At 38.1% G+C, this 22,851-nt stretch carries 21 protein-coding genes; 12 read left to right on the forward strand and 9 right to left on the reverse strand.

Translation table 11 applies throughout. From position 1 onward, the window contains the following. Window positions 1–74 precede the first annotated feature (74 nt). The 5 genes from dnaJ to EJ994_RS08280 form a co-directional block, all read right to left on the reverse strand. Window positions 75–1,196 carry a molecular chaperone DnaJ gene (gene dnaJ / locus EJ994_RS08260; protein ID WP_126592023.1) on the reverse strand — a complete coding sequence of 374 codons (1,122 nt, stop codon included), beginning with the start codon at window positions 1,194–1,196 and terminating at the stop codon, window positions 75–77. Window positions 1,197–1,204: 8 nt separating this feature from the next. Then, complete coding sequence (locus tag EJ994_RS08265) at window positions 1,205–1,753, reverse strand: nucleotide exchange factor GrpE (RefSeq protein ID WP_126592024.1); 549 nt, start codon at window positions 1,751–1,753, stop codon at window positions 1,205–1,207. A 137-nt stretch (window positions 1,754–1,890) separates the two neighbouring features. Then, window positions 1,891–2,853: a TIGR01777 family oxidoreductase gene (locus EJ994_RS08270; protein WP_126592025.1), complete on the reverse strand. Its 963-nt coding sequence runs from the start codon at window positions 2,851–2,853 to the stop codon at window positions 1,891–1,893. 106 nt (window positions 2,854–2,959) lie between these two features. After that, complete coding sequence (gene mnmD, locus EJ994_RS08275) at window positions 2,960–3,622, reverse strand: tRNA (5-methylaminomethyl-2-thiouridine)(34)-methyltransferase MnmD (RefSeq protein WP_126592026.1); 663 nt, start codon at window positions 3,620–3,622, stop codon at window positions 2,960–2,962. Window position 3,623: 1 nt separating this feature from the next. Further along, window positions 3,624–4,106: a DUF4920 domain-containing protein gene (locus EJ994_RS08280; protein ID WP_126592027.1), complete on the reverse strand. Its 483-nt coding sequence runs from the start codon at window positions 4,104–4,106 to the stop codon at window positions 3,624–3,626. A 106-nt stretch (window positions 4,107–4,212) separates the two neighbouring features. Here EJ994_RS08280 and EJ994_RS08285 point away from each other — a divergent pair, with 106 nt between their 5' ends. Then, window positions 4,213–5,283, forward strand: coding sequence for a branched-chain amino acid aminotransferase (locus EJ994_RS08285; RefSeq protein ID WP_126592028.1), 1,071 nt, complete (start codon window positions 4,213–4,215; stop codon window positions 5,281–5,283). Between the two features lie 24 nt (window positions 5,284–5,307). On the opposite strand, the gene EJ994_RS08290 is transcribed toward EJ994_RS08285, so the two are convergent. After that, entirely contained in the window at window positions 5,308–5,694 is a 387-nt protein-coding gene (locus EJ994_RS08290; RefSeq protein WP_099572894.1) for a nucleoside triphosphate pyrophosphohydrolase family protein, read from the reverse strand. A gap of 550 nt (window positions 5,695–6,244) precedes the next feature. Here EJ994_RS08290 and crcB point away from each other — a divergent pair. From crcB to EJ994_RS08315, 4 genes are all read left to right on the forward strand, one after another. Then, the gene (gene crcB / locus EJ994_RS08300; RefSeq protein WP_126592030.1) at window positions 6,245–6,616 is read left to right on the forward strand and encodes a fluoride efflux transporter CrcB; all 372 of its coding nucleotides are present in this window, start codon (window positions 6,245–6,247) and stop codon (window positions 6,614–6,616) included. A gap of 290 nt (window positions 6,617–6,906) precedes the next feature. Then, window positions 6,907–7,245 carry a P-II family nitrogen regulator gene (locus EJ994_RS08305; RefSeq protein WP_126592031.1) on the forward strand — a complete coding sequence of 113 codons (339 nt, stop codon included), beginning with the start codon at window positions 6,907–6,909 and terminating at the stop codon, window positions 7,243–7,245. A gap of 30 nt (window positions 7,246–7,275) precedes the next feature. Continuing rightward, window positions 7,276–8,514, forward strand: coding sequence for an ammonium transporter (locus EJ994_RS08310; RefSeq protein WP_126592032.1), 1,239 nt, complete (start codon window positions 7,276–7,278; stop codon window positions 8,512–8,514). 118 nt (window positions 8,515–8,632) lie between these two features. After that, window positions 8,633–9,697: a porin gene (locus EJ994_RS08315; protein WP_126592033.1), complete on the forward strand. Its 1,065-nt coding sequence runs from the start codon at window positions 8,633–8,635 to the stop codon at window positions 9,695–9,697. A 63-nt stretch (window positions 9,698–9,760) separates the two neighbouring features. Here EJ994_RS08315 and EJ994_RS08320 read toward each other — a convergent pair whose 3' ends face one another. Further along, a complete protein-coding gene (locus tag EJ994_RS08320; RefSeq protein WP_126592034.1) occupies window positions 9,761–10,408 on the reverse strand; it encodes a DUF1684 domain-containing protein in 648 nt (215 codons plus the stop codon). A gap of 87 nt (window positions 10,409–10,495) precedes the next feature. Here EJ994_RS08320 and EJ994_RS08325 point away from each other — a divergent pair, with 87 nt between their 5' ends. Beyond that, window positions 10,496–11,233 carry a DJ-1/PfpI family protein gene (locus tag EJ994_RS08325; RefSeq protein ID WP_126592035.1) on the forward strand — a complete coding sequence of 246 codons (738 nt, stop codon included), beginning with the start codon at window positions 10,496–10,498 and terminating at the stop codon, window positions 11,231–11,233. On the opposite strand, the gene EJ994_RS08330 is transcribed toward EJ994_RS08325, so the two are convergent. Together EJ994_RS08330 and EJ994_RS08335 are read right to left on the reverse strand one after the other, a co-directional pair. Next, window positions 11,220–12,632, reverse strand: a complete 1,413-nt coding sequence (locus EJ994_RS08330) for an alpha/beta hydrolase (protein WP_126592036.1) — start codon at window positions 12,630–12,632, stop codon at window positions 11,220–11,222. The genes EJ994_RS08325 and EJ994_RS08330 overlap by 14 nt on opposite strands. Before the next feature lie 113 nt (window positions 12,633–12,745). Next, window positions 12,746–13,204, reverse strand: a complete 459-nt coding sequence (locus tag EJ994_RS08335) for an Lrp/AsnC family transcriptional regulator (protein ID WP_126592037.1) — start codon at window positions 13,202–13,204, stop codon at window positions 12,746–12,748. Window positions 13,205–13,315: 111 nt separating this feature from the next. Between EJ994_RS08335 and EJ994_RS08340 the strand changes: the two genes are divergently transcribed. The 6 genes from EJ994_RS08340 to EJ994_RS08365 all read left to right on the forward strand — a co-directional run bounded on the left by EJ994_RS08340 (window position 13,316) and on the right by EJ994_RS08365 (window position 22,839). Further along, window positions 13,316–13,705, forward strand: coding sequence for a hypothetical protein (locus EJ994_RS08340; protein ID WP_099572884.1), 390 nt, complete (start codon window positions 13,316–13,318; stop codon window positions 13,703–13,705). Window positions 13,706–13,802: 97 nt separating this feature from the next. Continuing rightward, window positions 13,803–14,654 (forward strand): formyltetrahydrofolate deformylase, encoded by an 852-nt coding sequence (gene purU, locus EJ994_RS08345; RefSeq protein WP_126592038.1) that lies wholly within the window; start codon window positions 13,803–13,805, stop codon window positions 14,652–14,654. 37 nt (window positions 14,655–14,691) lie between these two features. After that, on the forward strand, window positions 14,692–15,396 hold the full coding sequence (locus tag EJ994_RS08350; protein ID WP_126592039.1) for a DUF4197 domain-containing protein: 705 nt from the start codon (window positions 14,692–14,694) through the stop codon (window positions 15,394–15,396). A 348-nt stretch (window positions 15,397–15,744) separates the two neighbouring features. Beyond that, window positions 15,745–17,265, forward strand: coding sequence for a helix-turn-helix domain-containing protein (locus EJ994_RS08355; RefSeq protein WP_126592040.1), 1,521 nt, complete (start codon window positions 15,745–15,747; stop codon window positions 17,263–17,265). Between the two features lie 603 nt (window positions 17,266–17,868). Next, the gene (locus EJ994_RS08360; RefSeq protein ID WP_126592041.1) at window positions 17,869–21,108 is read left to right on the forward strand and encodes a SusC/RagA family TonB-linked outer membrane protein; all 3,240 of its coding nucleotides are present in this window, start codon (window positions 17,869–17,871) and stop codon (window positions 21,106–21,108) included. Between the two features lie 24 nt (window positions 21,109–21,132). Continuing rightward, complete coding sequence (locus tag EJ994_RS08365) at window positions 21,133–22,839, forward strand: SusD/RagB family nutrient-binding outer membrane lipoprotein (RefSeq protein WP_126592042.1); 1,707 nt, start codon at window positions 21,133–21,135, stop codon at window positions 22,837–22,839. The last annotated feature ends 12 nt before the right edge of the window (window positions 22,840–22,851 follow it).

Consider the following 22,851-nt stretch of genomic DNA (forward strand, 5'->3'; position numbering starts at 1 on the left):
AAAGAAAATTGATATTAGTTTCCCAATATCAAATCAAATATACGTTTTTTATTTAAAAATCAATGATTTTAGTATTAAGAGAACATATCTTTAACTTTTTCAAAAAAAGATTTATCTGATTTTTCCGGTTTAGGTTCAAAATTTTCACTGCCCTGCATACGCTGAAAAAATTCTTTTTGCTCCTTATTAAGTTCTTTGGGGGTCCAAACATTAACGTGTACCAGTAGGTCGCCACTTCCGTAACCATTAAGGCTAGAAATGCCTTTACCTCGTAATCTTAAGATTTTTCCGGACTGTATACCCGGTTCTAATTTTATTCTAACTTTCCCGCCAACGGCATCTATTTCTTTTGAGGTTCCCAATACAGCTTCAGAAATACTCACATAAAGATCATAATGTAAATTATCACCTTCTCGTTTTAGGGTATCGTGTTCTTGCGTTTCTATAGCAACCAATAAGTCTCCAGGTACACCGTTACCGGGGGCATCATTACCTTTGCCCGGAACTTTGAGCTGCATACCTTCTTCAACACCCGCTGGAATATTAATGGAAACAGTTTCCTCGGCAACTTTTAATCCCTGCGCATCTGCATCTCCGGGTTTTCCATCTAAAATCTGACCGCTACCTCCGCAAGTACTACAAGCAGCAGCGGTTTGCATGCGACCAAGGATCGTATTTTGAACTTTGGTTACCTGACCTCGACCGTTACAGGTAGTACAGGTTTTATAGGTAACCCCTTCCGCCTGTATTTTTCGTCTTACCTTAACTTTCTTCTCAACACCATTAGCGATTTCCTCCAATGAAAGTTTAACTCTAATTCTTAAGTTACTTCCTTTAGCCCTTCTTTGACCACCACCGCCAAAGCCGCTAAAACCACCGAAACCACCGCCTCCAAAGGCACTGCCAAAAATATCACCGAATTGACTGAATATATCATCCATGTTCATTCCGCCGCCACCAAAACCACCACCACCTTCAAAAGCGGCATGTCCAAACTGGTCGTAACGTGCTTTTTTATCGGCGTCACTTAATACTTCATATGCTTCGGCAGACTTTTTGAACATCTCCTCTGCCTTGGCATCACCGGGATTCTTATCAGGGTGATACTGTAGTGCCTTCTTGCGATAGGCCTTTTTAATCTCAGCAGCGGAAGCGCCCTTACTTACACCAAGAATATCGTAATAATCTTCTTTCATACCTCTCTTTATTTTCCAACAACCACTTTTGGATGGCGGATTATTCTGTCCCCAAGTTTATAGCCTTTCTCGATCACGTCAATAACTTTACCCTTCATTTTCTTATTGGGTGCAGGAATCTGCGTAATGGCTTCATGGACTTCAGCATCAAAAGTATCTCCTGAATCTACCGCTACATTTTGAAGACCTTTAGATTTTAAAGTTTCGTTCAGTTTGCCGTTGATGAGTTCAACTCCCTTGAACATTTCTTTATCCTCGGATTTGGAAAGTTCTTTTAGGGCGCGATCAAAATCATCCAATACAGGTAATAAGGATACGATAACTTCTTGGCCCGCGGTTTTAAAAAGATCCATCCGTTCTTTGGATGTGCGTTTTTTATAGTTTTCAAACTCTGCGAACAATCTCAAAAATTTATCTTTTTCCTTACCCAAGTCCTCCCTTAACTGCTCTTCCTCGCTCAATTGTTCTTGTTCTAGGGCTTCGCCATCATTTTCAATGATTTCTTCCTCTTTGGAAACAGCATCCTCTATATCTTCAGCTTTATTTTTATCACTCATATCTATTCCTTATTTAAGACCGAATTTGAGGTGGCAAAAGTACTGCCAAATCTTTAAAAATGTCAAAATGTCACAAAGGAATATAAAAAAATCCGCCAAAAGCGGATTTCTATCTAAATATATCGGTACGCTCTTATCTATGAAGCGTATTCTTTTTCGATTACAGTTTCTTTTTGAGCACAGAAACCATTTAGTCCATAGATATCTTCCAATGCTGAACAAATATTTCTGAAAGTAAAATTAAAGCCCTCCTCCTCTATTTTTTTGCTACTGACCCTTTGGCTGGCAAAGAGAATATAGGACATTTCCCCGAGTATAGTCTTCATTACGAACTTTGGAATATTTGGCAGGAATAGCGGTCTTTTAAGTGCCTTGGCTATTTCCTTCACTAATTTGTTATTGCTAACAGGGTTTGGAGCTACACCATTAAAAGTACCTCTAAGATTATTTTCTCCTAAGAAAAGGAACATTTTAGCCAAATCCGATATGTGAATCCAAGATTGCCATTGGTCACCACTTCCAAAGGCAGCTCCTACATAATACTTAATGGGTTTTGCCATCTCTGGTAGCGCGCCACCATCATTGGATATGACCAGACCTACGCGGACCTTGGAAACATTGAGGTTCAAGGCTTTAAATGCATCTATTTCTTCTTCCCATTTGGAAACTACTTCTCCAAGAAAACTGTCATCTACTTGCTCACAGTCCTCATCATAATAATTACTTTGTGAAGATGGATAAATACCTATGGCCGACGCCGATACAAAAGACGCTATAGTATCAAAGGAACCTTTTTCAATAGCCTTATAGAGGGTCCTCAAAGAATTAACTCGACTGTTCAATACTTCTTTTTTGTAGCTTGACGTCCATCTTTTGGAAATACTGGCTCCTGCTAAATTGATAATCACAGAAACTTCATCCAGACAAGCATCGTCTATCAGGTTCTTTGATGGGTCCCAATAAAAACCTTGATAATTATGTTCAGAAACTATTTTATGCTTGCTTGTAGTGAGGTAATTAACGTCATATGCTTTATCGTGACATTGACGAACGATTTCACTTCCAACTAAACCTGTTGCACCAGTTATCAATACTTTCATAACCTAAAGATATTGCATAAAAAGGAAGCTGACAGACACTTTAATTTGGATTTAACACCTTTGTTTAACCTGTGAAGAGTTACTGTAATATAATTCAGGCTCTGGTTTATGGCTTGAAACCTCGTAACATTTCTCTTTTACCAGGCGGACCGGGAAGTCTTTCGACCTGAAAACCGACTTCTTGCATGGCCCTCCTAACGCTACCCTTGGCTGCGTAGGTAACAAGGTATCCATTTGTTTTTAAGGCATCGAACATTTTACCAAAAATTGAAACTGTCCATAGTTCTGGCTGAACTCTTGGACCAAAAGCATCAAAATAAATAAGGTTAAACAGGTTTTTAGCTTTGATATCCCTAAAATCCAATTGTTGCTTCTGCAAATGAAAATGGGGCGCAATTACTACCTCATTATTCCATTCACTATCGTGAAACTTCTTAAAGACAGTGTCCATTTCTGGAACCGCGAGGGCATCTACATAAGCCAATTGCTGAATTTCTTCCGCACTAACAGGAAAAGCCTCTACGCCCGTATAATGAATATTCAATTCCTTCTTTTTACTCTCTAAGAATGTGATAAAGGCGTTTAAACCCGTTCCAAAACCAATTTCCAAGATAGCAACATCGGTCTTTTCAAAAAGGTAGAGTCCATTTGTTATAAAAACGTGATACGCCTCCTGTATAGCACCGTGTTTGGAATGATATTGCTCATTCCAACCTTTTAACTGTATGGTTTTAGAACCATCACCGGTAGTGATTATCTCCCTTTCCAAATTAATGTTTCAACAACACACCATCAGCTTCAAAGCCAAGTGTTTTTTTAGGCGTCACAATTTTTTCAATTTCTTCATCGGAGGCTCCGCCGTCCTTAGCATAATGTCTTTGATCTTCAACATTCATTTCTTCAACAAAAGCTAAACCGTTGACTACAACATCCTTTCCTTCGATATCCGTAGGCATAAAAAATCCATAGTCCTTAAAACGGACCATAACTTCTTCACCATTTGCCATATCCAATTTCATCCAACATCCCTTGACTTTACAAACTTCCTTAACCCTAGCAGTAAACTTGGTCTGCAAGGTATCTGCGGCCGTCATAGTATGGTATGCATCCAACATATGTTTTGCCTCTTTGGTATTTTCTAGGGTAATTACAGCACCATAGTTCTTCAAACCATTTTCGTTACCCTGAGAATCTTGTCCCACGGAAGAAAACGAGACAAATAAAACAACAAGTAAAATGTTAAAACCTTTCATATTTTATAAAAATTAAGATTGTACTACAAAACTGGGCATTTTTGGACTTAAAAAGAAGCCTCAATCCGTATATTTAATTAATTTTATCCTTCTAATACGATTTTGAATGCATACTGAGACAAATAATATTATCGTAGAAAAAGCGGCCACCTCTAAAATTGACCAAATAGATTTTGACAATCTTGCGTTTGGATCCGTGTTTTCTGACCATATGTTGGTTTGTGATTATAAGAATGGTATATGGGAAACTCCAAAAATTGTTCCTTATCAACCTATAACATTAGATCCATCTTCAAAGATTTTCCATTATGGCCAATCCATTTTCGAAGGTATGAAAGCCTACAAGGACGAAAAAGGTGCCATCTTTTTATTCCGGCCTTTGGATAACCACAAGCGTTTAAACATTTCTGCAAAAAGATTATCCATACCAGAACTTCCTGAAACATATTTTATGGAAGGTCTGACCAAACTATTGCAATTGGACGAAGCATTTATTCCAACGAAGGAAGGCTCATCCTTATATATACGCCCCTTTATTTTTGCTTCTGGCAAAGGTTTTCATGCCTCACCAGCGGATGCCTATAAATTTATAATTGCCTGCGCTCCTTCCGGAGCTTACTTTTCCGGTAAGGTAAAGGTGCTCATTGAACAGACCTATTCTAGGTCGGCCAACGGAGGTGTGGGTTATGCAAAGGCAGGTGGGAATTATGCAGGACAGTTCTACCCTACCCAACTGGCCATAGAAAAAGGATACAACCAAGTAATCTGGACTGACGATACCGAACACGAGTATATAGAGGAGGCTGGTGCAATGAATATTTTCATTCGCATAAACGATACTTTGATTACCGGTCCTACGAGCGACAGGATTTTGGACGGGATTACAAGAAAAAGTATTTTGAAAATTGCTGCGGACCAAGGAATTGCGACCGAGGTAAGGAAAATATCCGTAACAGAAGTAGTAGAAGCCGCCAAACAAGGCACCTTAAAAGAAATGTTCGGAGCAGGAACTGCGGCAGTGATATCGCCCATAGCGGCATTTGGGTATAAGGACCAAGACTACGACCTGCCACAATTGGAGAACAGCTACGGTTCCAAGCTTAAAAAAATTATTACCGATATACAATACAACAAATCTGCGGATAAGTATGGCTGGCGATTTAAAGTGACAGCATAAAAAAAGGGGCAGTTTGCCCCTTTTTTATTTGTTTAAAATTGCCGAGATGTCCGGTTTAAAATAATTAGGTCCCTTAAGTACTTTTCCGTCCTCTCGATATATAGGTTTACCATCGGCACCCAATTTACTCATATTGCTGCGTTGAATTTCTTCAAATACCTCCTCTATTTTATACTGCATGCCGTGTTCCAAAATAGTACCGCAAAGTATATATAACATATCTCCCAAGGCATCTGCAACCTCTACCAAATCGTTATCCATAGCAGCTTCTAGGTATTCCTTGTTTTCCTCATCCATCAAATTAAATCGTAAGAGATTTTTTTCTTTACCCAAATCCGCTTTCATTTCCTCAGAAACTCCTAGTCCAAAAGACTCGTGAAACTGTTGTACTGCATTAATTTTATTTTTCATCTATCACCTTGGTTTTTGCCGTAGCTTTGCGTAAAAATATGAAATATGTTCAGCACGGGACAAATCGTTTTTGCAATCCTTTTTGCACTCGCTTTTATCATAATTATCGTTTTCGCCTACCGTAAAGACCTTAAATTGCATCAAAAAAATTACCAAGGTGTAAAATGGGTAGGAATATTCTTCGTAATCTTCTTGTTTACACTCTTTATTATTAAGTATTTCCTTAAAAATTAGCCAAAATTTTACGTACACCACAAAAATTGGCCTCTACACAACAAAAAACTACTTTTCCTCGTATAATATACCAAATAACGTAATTTTGCGTTATTCATCTATAAGGGGCAATAAATTATGATGACATTCTTTACAATTTTTTTAATTCTGGTTGGTTTAAATGCAATCATTTTGTTGAGCAGCTTACAGAGCATAAACAAAAAGACGAAAAAACCTACACCAAAATTTAATGATGCACCAACATCTATTATATATCCTATAGATTTACTTAGTACTAATTACAAAAAGGCAGTTTAGTTTTTTACCTTTATAAGGTATGAAACAAATAGTGCTTGTTTTTATTGGTGGTGGTTTAGGTAGTGTACTTCGCTATTGGATTTCAAAGATTCTCAACCCTTATTATTCAAATTTCTACTTAGGTACCTTTTTGGTGAACATCATTGGATGTTTACTCATTGGACTTTTATTAGGTATCACCATTAAGAATGACTTATTATCCCAAAACCAAACGCTCTTATTGGCCACAGGTTTTTGCGGCGGCTTTACAACTTTCTCCACTTTTGCGCTAGAAGGCCATTCCTTATTAAAGGAATCAACCCTACTTCATTTTTCAGTGTACACCATAGGTAGTATTGTAATCGGTATCCTGGCCGTCTCTTTAGGGCTTTGGATTTCCAAATTGTTATAATACTAACATTAAGCTATCATCTTTTTATATTTTGAATAATTTATATGGTTTTATCATTCTTTCTAATGATTCTTCAAAAAAATAAGGTTTTCTATATCTTATTTTCAATTTTCTGCTAATAATGACTGGGCAGTATCTTCATATCCTCAAAATTTATATGATTATTTAAGCATACCTCTAATTTTTAAGGGTATAAATTATAATAAACATAAAAATACACTTTGATACCCTCAAAAAATGAGGGTGTTAATTTTTTTAACATACATTTACCGCATTAAAACTAATATAAAATGAAAAAAATCGAGGCAATTATCAGAAAATCCAAATTTGACGATGTCAAAGAGGCATTGCATCAAATCGAGGTTAATTTCTTCAGTTACTGGGATGTAACCGGAGTTGGAAATGAAAAACAGGGACATGTCTATAGAGGAATATCCTATAGTACTACGGATATACAGCGAAGATATCTTTCTATAGTAGTTTCCGATGAGTTTCTAGACAAAACGGTCAGCGCTATCCTAGAATCGGCGTACTCCGGCAACGTAGGGGATGGTAAAATATTTGTTTCCGATGTCATAGAGGCCTATCGTATAAGAACGAAAGAAAGCGGTCAAGCAGGAATCAACTAACTCAGAAGCACTAACTAAAACTTTATTAAAATGGACGCAGGATTATTTACAGCGAATAATGTATGGATGATGTTGGCTACCGCATTGGTATTCTTCATGCATACTGGTTTTGCCTTTTTAGAAATTGGCTTAACACGACAAAAGAACACGATTAACATCTTATTCAAGAATATATTTATTATTACAGGGGGTCTCTTACTTTATTATGCCTTTGGATTTAACCTAATGTATCCAGGCTTTGAAGACGGAGATATGGGCATATTAAAATTCGCCGGCTTCGGTATTGGGGCTCCAGAAGGAGGAATGACACCAGATTACGCAGATGGTGGTTACACGTGGTGGACAGATTTCCTTTTTCAAGGAATGTTCGCAGCAACAGCGGCAACAATTGTTTCTGGTGCCGTAGCGGAACGTATTAAAATAGGTTCTTTCATGATATTTACCGTATTCTATGTAGGCTTGGTATACCCAATAGTAGGCGCATGGAAATGGGGAGGTGGTTTCTTGGATTCTTGGGGATTCTATGATTTTGCAGGTTCTACTTTAGTACACTCCGTTGGCGGATGGGCCGCTCTTGTAGCTGTTACCTTATTAGGCGCAAGAATAGGCAAATTCGGTAAAGACGGTAAGGCAAAGGCAATTCCTGGACACAATATACCTTTAGCAACGGCCGGGGTACTTATTCTTTGGTTAGGATGGTTCGGGTTTAACGGTGGTTCTGTCCTTTCTGCAGACCCTGAGTTAACTTCTCTGGTTCTCGTGACTACAAGTTTAGCAGCAGCAGCAGGTGGTTTTGGAGCTTTCATTCTTTCTACAATTCTTTATAAGAATTTAGATTTGACCATGTTCCTTAACGGTATCCTTGGTGGCTTAGTAGGTATTACTGCAGGGGCGGATTTAATGTCTCCTAACGAGGCAGTAGTTATCGGTTTTCTAGCTGGTCTTATCATAGTACTTGGTGTTGCTTTGATAGACAAATTAAAACTAGATGACCCTGTAGGTGCAATTACCGTACACTTAATTTGTGGTATCTGGGGAACACTTGCCGTAGGGATATTCGGTGCAAAAGCTGGCGGAGAACAATTCTTAACGCAACTGTATGGAATACTTATCATCGGAGCCTTTTGTATCATAACCTCAGGAATAATACTGGGCGTGTTAAAAGCTACTTTAGGTCTAAGAGTTTCTAAAGAAGAAGAATTGGAAGGCTTGGATATCCATGAACATGGAATGGATGCCTATTCTGACTTTAGAATGAATCAGCACTAAAATCAAAAAACGGAAAAGGAAACGGAGCGTTTTGCAGAACGCTCCGTTATATAACCTTTTCAAAAAAATTTAAATCACTCATTACAACAATCCTCAACAGGATTATAAATTCAAACTTATGAAAACGATTATTTCTACAAAATTCGTGAAAAATTTATTTCTTTTAGCATTTACTATTTTTTCTACCGTTTCTCTTGTAGCACAAGAAGAAGAGGAAACCTCAAAATTCTCCTTTAGTGGCTCAGTAGATGCCTATTATAGAGCCAACTTAAATGCCGGTAATGGTGTGGACGCTCAAGCCCCAGGCAGTTCGTTTGCTAATCTACCCGGCTTTGCACTTGGTATGGCCAACGTAATTGGTAGCTATGAAGGAGAGAAAGTTGGTTTTGTTGCCGATTTAGTATTTGGACCAAGAGGTACCGATGCTATTTTTGCCTCCCCAATGTATTCCGCAACAGGAGATATTGTAAATCAGTTATATGCCTACTGGAATGTAAGCGATAAGGTAAAATTGACATTTGGTAATTTCAATACCTTTTTAGGATATGAAGTAATATCTCCAGTTGCTAATTTTAACTATAGTACTTCATACCTATTCTCTTATGGGCCGTTTTCTCATACGGGCTTAAAGGCAGATTTCACCTTATCCGATGACCTAAGTTTAATGCTTGCCGTAATGAACCCAACAGATTTGACCGAGTTCAATCCTACAGGACAATATGCGTATGGTGTGCAATTAGGGTATAGCGGACAGTATGCTAACCTCCTAATAGATAATGGGTCTTTCGAGATAGACTATACAGGTGGCTTTGATCTTTCCGATTCTTTTTTCTTAGGACTGAATGCTGCGCTTTTCAGCGGTGATGAAGAAGACGGGATTGGAAGTTTCGCAGGCGTAGCGGTTTATCCACAATTGGCAACTTCAGAGAACTTCACTATTGGTCTAAGAGGTGAGTACTTTGCTGAAACAGATTTTTTCGGTGCCGTAGGTGCGGTTGATGCCGAAGGGGATGCCAGTGTTTTTGCAGTAACCCTTACAGGTAGCGCAACAATTGGAGACCTGATTATTAAGCCTGAACTTAGATTGGATAGTACTTCAGAAGATACAACGTTTACAAACGGAGACGGTGAGCCAATAAGCAGCCTTTCTTCTTTTGTTTTAGCGGCCATCTATTCTTTCTAAGAACAAATTACAGTGTTAATTTATAGTTTTAAACACCAAAAACCCAGCGGAGACGTTGGGTTTTTATTTTTTAAAAGCTTTAACGCCCGCCAAAATTTTAGTGCTCAGGTTGTTCACTGAAGGTACTAAAGGACATGAATATTTCTTGTTGTAGGCACAATAGGGATTATAGGCTTTGTTAAAATCGATAACAATAGTGTTCCCGTCAGGTATTCTCAAATCCAAATACCTTCCACCGCCATAGGTTTCCTTTCCATTGGTTAGGTCGGTAAAGGGCAAGAATAAATAGTCTGTATATTTTTCTTCAAGTATTAACTCCGGATTTTGATATACTTCCAACTCATAAGTCTTTCCTTTAAGTTGAAATTCTACTATGGCATAGACCACTTCTTCAGATTTTCTATCTGTACTGGTAGGCATTAAGAAAGGTAAAGCATCTGGTGTTCTCATGAATTTTGCCTGCACCACATAATTGGTATCGGGTTTAAAAAATTCCAAACCTTCAAAATTTTTGCGGTGCCTATCTGCCAATGGAGATACCTCCGGGTCCTTAAATTCCGAATTGAGCTCTTTTTGAAATTCTAGAATAGCGGCAAGTTTGTCGTTATTGGCGACTGCAACAACCTCTTCCTTAACATCATGATATCGTTTTTCTTGCCTACAACTTAAAATTAGTACGCATAAAACAAACCATATTCTTGAATTAAACATATATTCCGCTTTTTTTACAAAAATACGATATCTATATTTTTCATATTTCGTATTACCATTAACTTGTGTAGCATAAAAACATACCTAATGAAAATCAATTCACTTATCCTCTTAATACTACTAATCGCTTTTGGTTGTAAGCAAGAAAAAACAGAAAATGACACAAAAGCCGTCGCAGAACGTTTTGTGCCAGAACTTAAAGAAAATAGGTATAATGTTGCGTTCTTAATTATGGACGGTGTATACAATACGGAATTTACCGCGCCTTATGATATTTTTCAGCATACACAATATCGTGACAATATAAAGGCCATGAACACTTTTTCCGTAGCGAATACTCTTGAGCCTATCACTTCTTTTGAAGGACTTAGAATTTTACCGGATTTCGATTATACAAAAGATAGTCTACCACAAATAGACATCCTTGTAGTACCAAGCGCAGAGCATCATTTAGATACTGATTTAGAAGATGACGTTTTACTGGAATTTATCAGAAAAACCGACAAAACGGCCCTTTACGTTACCAGCCACTGCGACGGAGCGTTTGTTCTAGCAAAGGCAGGTGTCTTAAATGATGTTACCTCCACAACTTTCCCTAGTGATATTGACACCTACAGAAAGACGTTTCCCCATTTAAAAGTTAAGGATAGTATATTGTTCGTGCACGACGGTAAATACATTACCTCAGCGGGTGGTGCAAAAAGCTTTGAAGCCGCGCTGTATTTGTGCGAAAAACTATACGGAGAAGAAATAGCTATTTCCCTTGCAAAGGGGTTGGTCATAGATTGGGATCTAGATACCGTGCCCCATCTTAGTCTTCAATAATATCGTAACGGGCATTCTTAAGATATTTGTCGACTATTTTGTTGAATTCCGGTGTTATTCTCAGGAGAGCGGTGTGCTCCAGATCGTATAATGCTGCTCTATCCGTGTATCCCGCCTTCAGCAACTCCTCCAAGTAAAATAACGCTGTACCATAATCCTCAATTAACGAGCTATTGGAAATAACCTTCAAATACCCTTCATACTCATCAGGCTGCGTTATGGTTTTTAGCATATAGAGGAAATTCAGCGCCTGTACATCTACCACTTTATCTGAATTCACTACATCTATATTATCGTCGATTAAGGCATTTACATAACCTCTTAAACGTTTTGCCATTTGATTTTGGAAAAAAATGGAACTTTTTTCCATTTTAGTCAACTCGGACATCTGGTAGTTCCACCATCCAAGGTTGTTGTAATTATACGTAATTACATCCTCTTCCAAGTAATAACCGTAATCTGCCTTTATAAAGGATTCCTTAAGAAAGTAATTATTTTGTGCTCTATTTTTGGTCTTGAACGATTTACTACGTCGTAATTGTCTGCGACTACTCTTTAGAGAATCCAGACTTAAAAAAGGACGATAGGAACGCATCATCTCATTAAGAATATGATCTGTTAATAAAGGTTTTTCATCAGTAAACATCCTATTCGCCTTTGTAAAATCGGTTTCATATGCTTTTTGAATAAAATCCATATCCTTCTCTAAATGTCCTTTGGCCATTGCCGCAAGCTTTAGTTGTCGCATGGCGTTTGCCAGTTCTTCCTTTTTAGGCCATTCATGACCCACATCGGAAAAGTGAAGGTTATTGGGGAATTTGATTTCGTTCAGAATTTTTCTAGTTTCTAACAATTCCCTATAATTATAATCCTCTCGCCCGGCTATCCCAATAAAATGAAAGGGTTTTTTGGCACTAAGAATTTCAGCATTACCAACTGCCGCGCCACATGAAACAACTCCTTTTATCTCAGAAATGAACGTAGGGACAATGGAAGCAAACCTAGCACCATCCGAAAAACCACCGGTATAAGTCATATTTTTGCGTATGGGCAACAGCTTAGCTACGCTATTGAACATCCTACTTACAATTAAAACATTCTTTGATAGTGTTAGTGTATCACTAACATCATTAGAACTAGCCAAAATAAAACCTTCTTCCTCTGCCGCTGCTTTGAACATAGAAAGGGCTTGCTTTCCCTTACCCTCTAAATCCATCACAAAAATGATTGGCCAAGGCTTGGACGTGGTAAAATCTGTTGGAAGGTAGAGCGAAAACGTTTCGGCCAAGGTATCGTTAACCTTAATATTATCTGTTATGACACCTTTTGATATTCTCAGTTCTTGTGCAAGTACTATAAAAGGAATTATGAATAAAAGAAGCGTAATAGTTTTTTTCATACTTAAGACTTTATCAAAAATCTAGCCAAATTTTTCTTTTAAATTTAGTTATACTAATTAGCAATAGGAAAAAAATTAAATTATTCTTCGGAGAGACCACAAAAAGCCACAAGCTACTCTTTTTCAATAATCCTTTTGATAGGTGCATTTGAGATGACTTGGGACAATACAATATTGGTTCTGGTTTCCCCATATTGTATCAATTTATCTATAAATTGTTCTAAATGAAATTGATCTTGAAAGACCACCTCCATAACAATATTTTCATTACCTGTAATCCTGTAGCAGTTTACCACCTCATCTAAGGTATGCACAAGCGACAAAAAAGGTTTTAATTTTCCCATAAACGCTCTGAGGGTAATAATTGCCTTGAGTTGATGGCCTGTAAGCGAATGGGACACTCTGGCGTTATATCCGACCAGTACTCCTAAATCCTCCATTTTCTTTACGCGTTCTCCCACTGCAGGGGCTGTTAAGCCGACATATCTACCGATTTTGGCGAAGGATTCCCTGGCATTCAACTGCAAACGTTGAAGTATTTTCCAATTAAGCTCATCTAGCTTTACATTCAAAACTCTACAATTAAATTAATTTCGTTTTAAAGGTAAATTTAATAAATCTCTTTCGATTACAAAGATAAATCTTCAAAATACCAAAGTAACTTTAATCTAAGTTTAGTTGTAATGAGCAAGAAAAATTTAAGACATATTCCCATCTATAAAAAGGCTCTGGAACTCTGTTATGTGAGTAGAGAAATCGTTTCGTACGTTTCCTTTAACAAGGACCTATTAAAACTGTACGAATCCAATAGTCTTAGGGATAGTATTGCCAATGCCTTACTTACGGATACCATATTAATTCCCCAAAAAATCGCTAAAGCAGAGCGATCCATCTCCAATACTGAGCGTTTGGAACAAGTATCCTACATCAATATTATGATAAGAAATATGAATTCCTATTGTCTGGGCCTTGAAAAGGATGGCGTAAAGGAATTAGAGTATATAAATCTTCTCCGTTCAGAGATTAAAAGTTTTAAACGCTATTTTAAAAGGTGGAAAACTGCAATGAATTAATAGTTTCGCATCAAGTTTAAAAGTTTTGTTATATTAAGTGGTACGGCTTTAAACCTTAGAAAGAATAGTCTAATTTTACTAGCTTAATAAGACTATTTTGAAAATTTTTATTCTAATAAATTGTCCAGATCAATCCGGAATAGTTTGTTCCGTAACCGGCTTTATCCATTCCAATGGTGGAAACATTATCTATTTGGACCAACATGTAGATAAATCAGAAAATGTATTCTTCATGCGTTTGCAGAGCGATTTTGATACTCAATCATTTAAGTTAAAAGAGTTCCGTACAAGGTTCAAGAAAGAGCTAGCGCTTACACACGATATGGATTTTAGTATTCATAGTGCTGACTCCAAACCAAAAATGGCTTTGTTCGTGTCCAAGTACAACCATTGTCTGTACGATATACTTAGTAGGTTTAATTCCGGTGAGCTCAAAGTGGATATCCCTTTCATATTAAGCAATCATCCGGACCTGGCATATATTGCAGCACAATTCAACATTCCTTTTTACCATGTGCCCTTTACAAAGGACAAGCGTGATGCGGCAGAACAAGAACAATTGAAATTACTGAAAGAGTATCAAATCGATTTTATAGTCTTAGCCAGATATATGCAAATTGTCAGCTCAACTTTGATCGACAGATTTCCGAATAAGATAATCAATATCCATCATTCCTTTTTACCCGCTTTTGCCGGAGCCAAACCTTACCATGCGGCTTTTGCCAGAGGAGTGAAGATAATTGGCGCTACTAGCCATTACGTAACGGAAGAATTAGATGCAGGCCCAATCATTGAGCAAGATGTAACCACCGTATCCCATACCCATTCCATTGCAGATTTTATTACCAAGGGAAGAGATCTAGAAAAAATAGTACTGTCCAGGGCGCTTAAATTACATATTGAAAGGAAAACGATGGTTTACAACAATAAAACCGTAGTTTTCTCGTAAGTGAAGAAACAAGATATTAATACTTTGAAATAAAATTATGCTGAAAAAGATAGGAATAGCAACACTTCTGACATTATTTATCTCCTGTGCGGAATTACAACAAGTTGTAGATCAACTGCCCCAAGGTACGACACTGGGAAATGAAGAAATTGGTAATGGTCTTAGAGCTGCCTTGGACAAGGGTATTGCAAAACAAGTGAGTAAACTTACGCAGACGGACGGTTTTTATAAGAACGACCTGGTAAAAATTCTTTTACCGGAGGAACTTCGAAAAGTTGACAAAACCCTGCGCGATATAGGTCTGGACAATCTAGCCGATGAAGGGCTAAGAGTTTTAAATAGAGCGGCGGAAGATGCGGTATCAGAGGCCACCCCGATATTTGTTAATGCCGTTAAGGGAATTTCCTTCAATGATGCCAAAGCCATTTTATTAGGAGATGACAAAGCGGCTACCTCGTACCTTACCAATGCTACCCAGAAAGAGTTATACGACAAATTTAATCCGGTGATTAAATCCTCATTTGAAAAGGTAGGTGCCGACAAAATTTGGAGTTCTTTAATCAATAGATATAATTCGATACCGTTGACCAATAATGTGAATCCGGATTTAACGGATTACGTTACCTCTCAGGCCTTAGAAGGAGTTTATACCATGATTGCGGTGGAGGAAAAAGAAATACGCACAAAAGTATCTTCCAGAACAAGCGATCTACTTAGAAAAGTATTTGCCTTACAGGACTAATTTAATTTTTTAACATTTACAACAATATATTCGTTTATACGGCGTTAAAAAATTAAGTATCAATACATTGATAAAAGCATTTAAAACTTTAGATATTTATTTTCAATTTTTTTGAGTTAGTAATTTTTGAGTTAGTTAGTTAAAAACCGGTGGGAGCACCGGTTTTTTTTGTGGTCAATTTAAATGGTGAGACAGCAAAATGAAGTAGTCAGGTCTATCATTCTCTAAACAATTAGCTGATATACAGAGGTAAACTATTATCGGGGCTTACTTTTTTAAGGATGGAATCAGCGATCATACAAATTTTATGATTACTTTAATAGAACGCTAATTCATCAATCAAAACCAATGAGAACTTTAAGAATCTTCATCACATTCTTGTTTCTTAGTTTCTACTGTTATCCTAGTCCACCGATAGACTTTGATGACTACACAGACTATCCTCAACAACATTTGCATGAGGCCCAGAGAAGCACAGCCGAAAAACTATTCATAGAACAAAAGTATCCAGAGGCCATTGAAACCTATAAAAAGGTCTTGACGGCTAATGATCCAAATGATTCCAAGACGTTAAAAAAAGTAGCGCAGGGCTTTGCTGCGCTCCATCAGACCGAAGAGAGTGTTGCCTATATAGAACAATATTTATATGCTGATTTCAATACCGATGTTTTTGCAGATTCATGGTTTGATAACATAAGGCAAAATCCTCAATTTGAAGCTGCTACGGAAAAGTACACCCCTAAATTTAGTCTTTGGTCCTTCATGTACCTGTATGTTGCGCTTATCGGTTTTTATATCGCCATCATTGTGCAGTTTAATCGCAAGGTAGACCGCCCTGCCAAGGTATTGATAGGTAGTTTCATATTCATTCATTCCTTCTTTATACTTCATATCTGTTTGAACATTACAAATTATCAGTATAAATTTCCACATTCGTATTTAATGTCTACCTGTTTTTCCTTTCTATATGGCCCTCTATTGTATTTTTATTTTAAACGGATAACGCAGAAATATAAGTTTAAAAAATCAGACCTTTTACATCTTATCCCGACAGTATTATTTTTAATATACATATTCCCTACCTATATAATGTCCGCAGACGAGAAACTTGCCATGATGTTGGACAGAGCTAGCAAGGGACTTAATCCAGGCGACTCACCCGACGTGATTATTATAGTTATATTAAAATTGATTTCCCTTGTAATTTATGGGTACTTCATCCGCGAACTTTATCTCGCTTCTAAAAACTCTAAGGAACATACGAATAAAGAACACCGGATATGGCAGCGTAATATATATTTCATTCATATTGCCTATGTTTTATGCTATGCGGGCTACGGCATATTGATCAGCAACCATATCATATCAGGTTTTCTTTACCATTCACAGGTCGTTTGTATGGCATTAATGGTTATGTATATAGGGTACTGTGCCAACATTCAACCTAGTGTTTTTGGAGGTTCCTTTACCTTTAACAAACTCTTTTTTAAATATGAAAAATCTGGTCTTACCCCAAGTTTATCCGTAGAGCTAAAAGATAGTTTAATCTATTTATTCGATGAGGAAAAAATTTATAAAGAAAATGATATTAACCTGGAAAAACTTGCCGAGCGCCTAAATACAACAAGACATAATGCTTCTCAGGTCATTAACGAACACTTTCAAATGAATTTTCATGAGCTAGTGAATAAATATAGAATCAGTGAAGCCAAGCAAATATTTAATGAGGATAGTCAAAGAAATTTAAACATTATAGATGTGGCCTATGAGGTAGGTTATAATAATAAGGTAACTTTTAACAAAGCATTTAAAAAGGATACGCAAACCACTCCAAGCGAATACCAAAGAATGTCCATAGAGGCATCATAGTAAACCCTAGGGAATTTTTTATCGGATACGTAAACGTTTATAAGTCTTTCCCATAACTACATACAGAGCACGTTATTTTTGAGGTAATACATTCTAGTGTAAAGCAGCTCTGAAATTAAACTTCTATTGAAAAACTTCTTTTCTATTCCTTAGAGTTTTGTTTGAATTAGTCATCAAACCTGTTCAGGGCTGCAATTTACATTCTTCACTACGCATTATAAAAAACAGGCTGCATAACTTTTCAAAGAGCCCTGTGTTTATTTTTTCTCATTAACCGTACAGTCAAATTCTCAATTTAATAGGATAGGGCCATACTTTTTTAGATATCAAAATATATAACGCGTATGGCTCTATTTGTTACAAAAGGTAAAATGGGCGTAAACTTTCATCGGCTGCGTAAACGTTTATAAGTGTTTCCCTATTTCCATTCAAGAGCATGTTTCTTTGACGTGAATGACTAATGTAAAACAGCTCTTAAACCGTTACTATCTTAAAAACCATCTATTACTTTTTCAAAAAGTATAACCTCGCTACAGATACCATAACCATCGGAGCTCCATTTTGCATTCAACATTTATAACTAACTCATTTAAATTTTAAAGTATGAAAAAAAAATGTATTTGGTTGTTTATGCTTTTCCTGACCGGGATGACTTGGGCGTATGCACAACAAAAAACTGTAACAGGTAACGTAACGGATGAAGGAGGTGTTCCTTTACCCGGTGTAAACATTTTAATCAAAGGTACCACGACAGGTATCCAGACCGATTTTGACGGTAATTACGCAATTCAGGTATCAGTAGGTGAAGTCCTCGTCTATTCCTACATAGGGCAGGCTACCGAGGAGCGAACCGTAGGTCAAGAAAACATCATTAATGTTACCATGGCCGAAGATGCCCAGGCGCTACAAGAAGTTGTGGTAACGGCACAGGGCATCGTAAGAGAAAAGCGATCCCTTGGATATGCGGTAACGACAGTAGAGGCCGAAGCCGTAGAAGCAAGACCCGAAGCCGATATAGGCAGGGTTCTAAGCGGCAAAGTAGCAGGTGTAAATATTACGGCCAACAACGGGCTATCTGGATCAGGAACAAATATAATTATCAGGGGTTTTTCTTCGGCTACGCAATCTAACCAACCCTTGTTCATAATAGATGGAATTCCGTTCGATTCCGGCACCAATACACAATCCAATTTCTTGGATGGCAATACAGAATCTAGCCGTTTCTTGGATATTGACCCCAATGCAATTGAGTCCGTTAGTGTTCTAAAAGGATTAAGTGCTACGGTATTATATGGTAACAGAGGCCGAAACGGTGTAATTTTAATTACGACCAAAGGCTCTGTAACTGGTAATGCTCCAAGCAAGACCGAGGTTTCCTTGACCCAATCTGTCTTTCTTTCCAACGCGCTATTACCCAATTATCAAGATAACTACGGTGGTGGTTTTCACCAGGGTTTTGGTTATTTCTTTAGTAACTGGGGTCCTAGATTTGACCGTACGGACGATGACGGTATAGCTAACGCAGCACAATATGTAGGTGATTCTCCCAACGGAACAGCTATTTTAAGGCATCCTTTTAACTTTATTGCGGATCCTACGTTAATAGCAGGCTTTGAAGATCTGCTAGATGATCCATACCCTTACAAACCATATAACGGTGTAGAAGAATTTTTTAGAACCGGATATGTTTACAGTACCTCTGTGAATATAAGAGGTGGTTCTGAAAAAGTAAGTTTTAACGCTAATTATGGTCGTACAGAGGATATCGGATTTACACCAGGAAATAATTTGATCAGAAATAATTTCAGCATCGGTGGTAATGCCCGGTTATCTAACAAACTTACCGCATCGGGTGTTTTTAACTTTGTGAGAACAGGTTTTAAATCTCCTCCAAATGCGGTTAGTACAGGTAGTGGCGCAGCCTTTAATGGTGGTGCAATTTTCGGTGATATCCTTTACACACCAAGAAGTGTAGATTTAACCAACCTTCCTTTCCAAGCGGCAGATGGTAGAAGTGTTTATTACAGATCAGGTAATGATATTCAAAATCCGTATTGGACCGTTGCCAACGCCAAAACCTCTCAGAATACAGAACGTTTCATTGGTAATATGTCTTTGAGCTACGAGTTTAATGATTGGATGAACCTTACCTATAGACTAGGATTGGATAGCTATACCGAACTCAATAGCTACTCTCAGAATAAAGGTGGTGTAGACGGACCTGTTCTGGGTATTTTAAGAACGTCGGCCGCGAGAAACAGTATTTTTAATCACGATTTGATATTAAGTTCGGATAAGGACTTGAGCGAAAACCTGAATCTTAAAGCTACACTGGGCTTAAACAGTAGAAGGGACACCTTCTCAAGAGATGGTCTTGAAAGTACGGGACAATTGGTTTTTGGAGTACTGGAGCATTTTAATTTTACAGTGCCTTCTGCCATAAATTCATTTTCAGGAATTCCCATTAATAGGGATTTTGAAGAGAATCTAGTTGGTGTCTACTTGGATGCAACCTTATCCTATAAAGACTACATCTATCTAAACGCCGTGGCACGTAATGATTGGTCTTCAACCTTGGAGACAGAGAACAACTCTATACTATATCCCGGAGCCAGCGTTTCCTTTATACCCACCGAAGCCTTTGACGGTATGCAAGGAAATGTTCTTAATTATTTGAAATTAAGATTTGGATACGGGTCTTCCGCTGGTTTCCCTACACCGTTCAATACAAGAGATGTACTTACGTTAGGTGCAAGAAACTTTATTGACAGTAATGGAAACGTAATTTCTGGAAATACAGTCTCCAATACGCTTGGTAATAGAGATTTGAAAGCTGAGCGTATAGGAGAGTTAGAATTAGGTATGGATTTCCGACTTTTCAATAGATTGAACCTAAACCTGAGTATCTATGAAAAAACTACAAAAGACCTCATTACACAACAAACCTTGGATAGCTCAACAGGTTTCACGAATACCTTTGTAAATATTGGGGAAATACGTTCTCAGGGAGTGGAGATAGATTATGATTTAGATATCATTAAAAATCAGGGTAACGGTTTAAAGTTCAATTTAGCGGGTAATTTCACGACCAATGAGACCATTGTAACGGATTTAGCTGAAGGAACCAACAACATACTCTTAACTTTTGCCGTAGCAGGGGAAGCTGCTAACTACGCAGTAGAGGGCAGACCCTTTGGCGTATTTCTAGGCTCAACGTTTCTACGTGATGATAACGGAAACAGAATAGTTGGCGGTAACGGACGCTATTTGGTGGACAATACCATTTCAGAAATCGGTGACCCCAATCCAGATTGGACCACAGCACTAATTCCTTCAATATCGTATAAGGGCTTAACGTTCTCCGCAAATTTATCCTACAGACACGGTGGAGATATCTACTCGCTAACAGCAGCTTCCTTAATTGGTCGTGGAACCGTAGATGCTGATAATCCTATTGATCGTGAAGCAAACTACATCTTACCGGGTGTATTCGCTGATGGCACACCTAACAATGTGGCGATTTCGTCAACTGAAGTAGGTTTCAACTCCTTTTTTGGAGGTGATATCAATGAATTAAGTGTTTTTGATGGTACTACTATTAGACTACAAGAAGCTTCTTTAGGTTATGCCATTCCAAAAAAACTATTGGAGAAAACACCTTTTGGAGCACTATCGTTTACACTATCTGGACAAAACCTTTGGTTCAAGGCAGTTAATTTTCCTGACAATATTAATTATGACACGAACGCTTCAAGTGCCGGTGTAGGTAATGGGCAAGGAATAGATTATATCACAGGACCATCGGCACGCAGATATGGTTTTACCGTAAGGGCAAGTTTCTAATCGTCAAGAAATAAAACAAAAATTATGAAAGAAATATTAAATATAAGAAAATGGGCTTCCGTGCTCCTAGTCACCCTACTATTCAGCAGTTGTGAAACCACGGAACTAAGAGTAGTAGAAAGCCCTAACGACCTAAGTCCTAATCAAGCAAGCGTGGACTTTTTCCTAAACCAGATTCAACAAATGACAGCCCAGATACATTCTGGTGAAGAGGGCAGAAATGAAAATGGTCTCAGTCAATTTGGTATGGAACCCGTAAGGATACAGCATGGTTTTGGCCCTACTTATAGGGATATGTACAATCCTTCGGAATTTGACAGACTGTGGGACAACGTGTATGCAAGGGCATTAATAGATATCCGCACCATGAATCCATTAGCGGAGGAGGCGGAGCAGTTTACACATTTGGCTATAGGTCAAGTACTAGAAGCCTACATAATGATGTCCATGGTAGATTTCTTTGGAGATGTACCCTATTCAGAAGCATTGGTAGGTAGCGAAGGAATTCTTAATCCTAATGTAGATTCGGGTGCATCTATCTACGCTGCGGCAGATGCGTTATTACTAGCTGCGCTGGATAATTTTAACAAGGACGAATTGGTCTTACCCTCTAACGACCTTTTTTACGGTGGTGATGAAGACAAGTGGATTCGTCTTACCAATACCATGCGCTTAAAGTTATATTTGCAGACTCGTTTGGTAAACGAATCGGAGTCCATTGCAGTGATAAATAGTCTTATAGCGCAGGGTGAACTTCTGTTGGACGCTTCTGATGATTTCTTTTTCCAATGGGGAACGTCAAATGCCGCTCCGGACAACAGGCATCCATATTTCGATGCTAATTATGATGGTGCGGGGCCTAGCGCTGATTTTTATACCTGTAATTATTATATGGATCTTATGGCGAACCAATACGGCGAACCGGATCCAAGGATCAGATACTATTTTTATCGTCAACAAAGTGATTTTTCAGGAGCGGATGTAGTCACAAAAGAATGTGTTACACAGATATCAACACCATCTTGGTGGGCCGCTAACCAACCTTACTGTACCGTACCCAATATCAATGGTCTAAACGGCTATTGGGGTAGAAATCATTTAGATGATGACGGTATTCCGCCAGATGATGCATTTCGAACCTTACACGGAGTTTATCCTGTGGGTGGTCCTTTTGACGATGATTCCTTTAGAAACGTATCCGGTTCGGGAGCTGTTACAGAAGGGCTCGCAGGTGCAGGTATCTCACCACTGATGATGTCTTCCTACACCAACTTTATGTTGGCCGAAGCAGCATTGGAATTAGGCACAACAGGTGATGCCAGAATATACTTAGAAAACGGAATAAGAGCTTCGATTAATACGGTGGTTTCTTTTGGTTCTTCATTGGCATCGGGTTCTACATTTGTACCCTCAAGCGGCGCAATTGACGCTCATATTGCTGAGATATTGGCCTCCTATGATAGCGGAAACGATACCGATAAGTTAAGAATTATTGCAGAGCAGTATTTCATAGCGCTATGGGGCAATGGTATTGAAGCATATAATACCTATAGAAGAACGGGACAGCCAGATAACGTAACTCCAGGTTTTGTACTGCAGGATTCGGGAACATTTTTGAGATCCATGTGGTACCCACAAACGGCCACGGACAGTAATAACAATTTTACACAGAAGGCTGCGCCAGACACTCCTGTTTTCTGGGATACCAATCCTGAGGGGTTTGTTGAGTAGTATAATTAAATA

Origin of the sequence: Maribacter sp. MJ134 (assembly GCF_003970695.1) — a bacterium.
In the GTDB taxonomy this organism is placed as follows: Bacteria; Bacteroidota; Bacteroidia; order Flavobacteriales; family Flavobacteriaceae; genus Maribacter.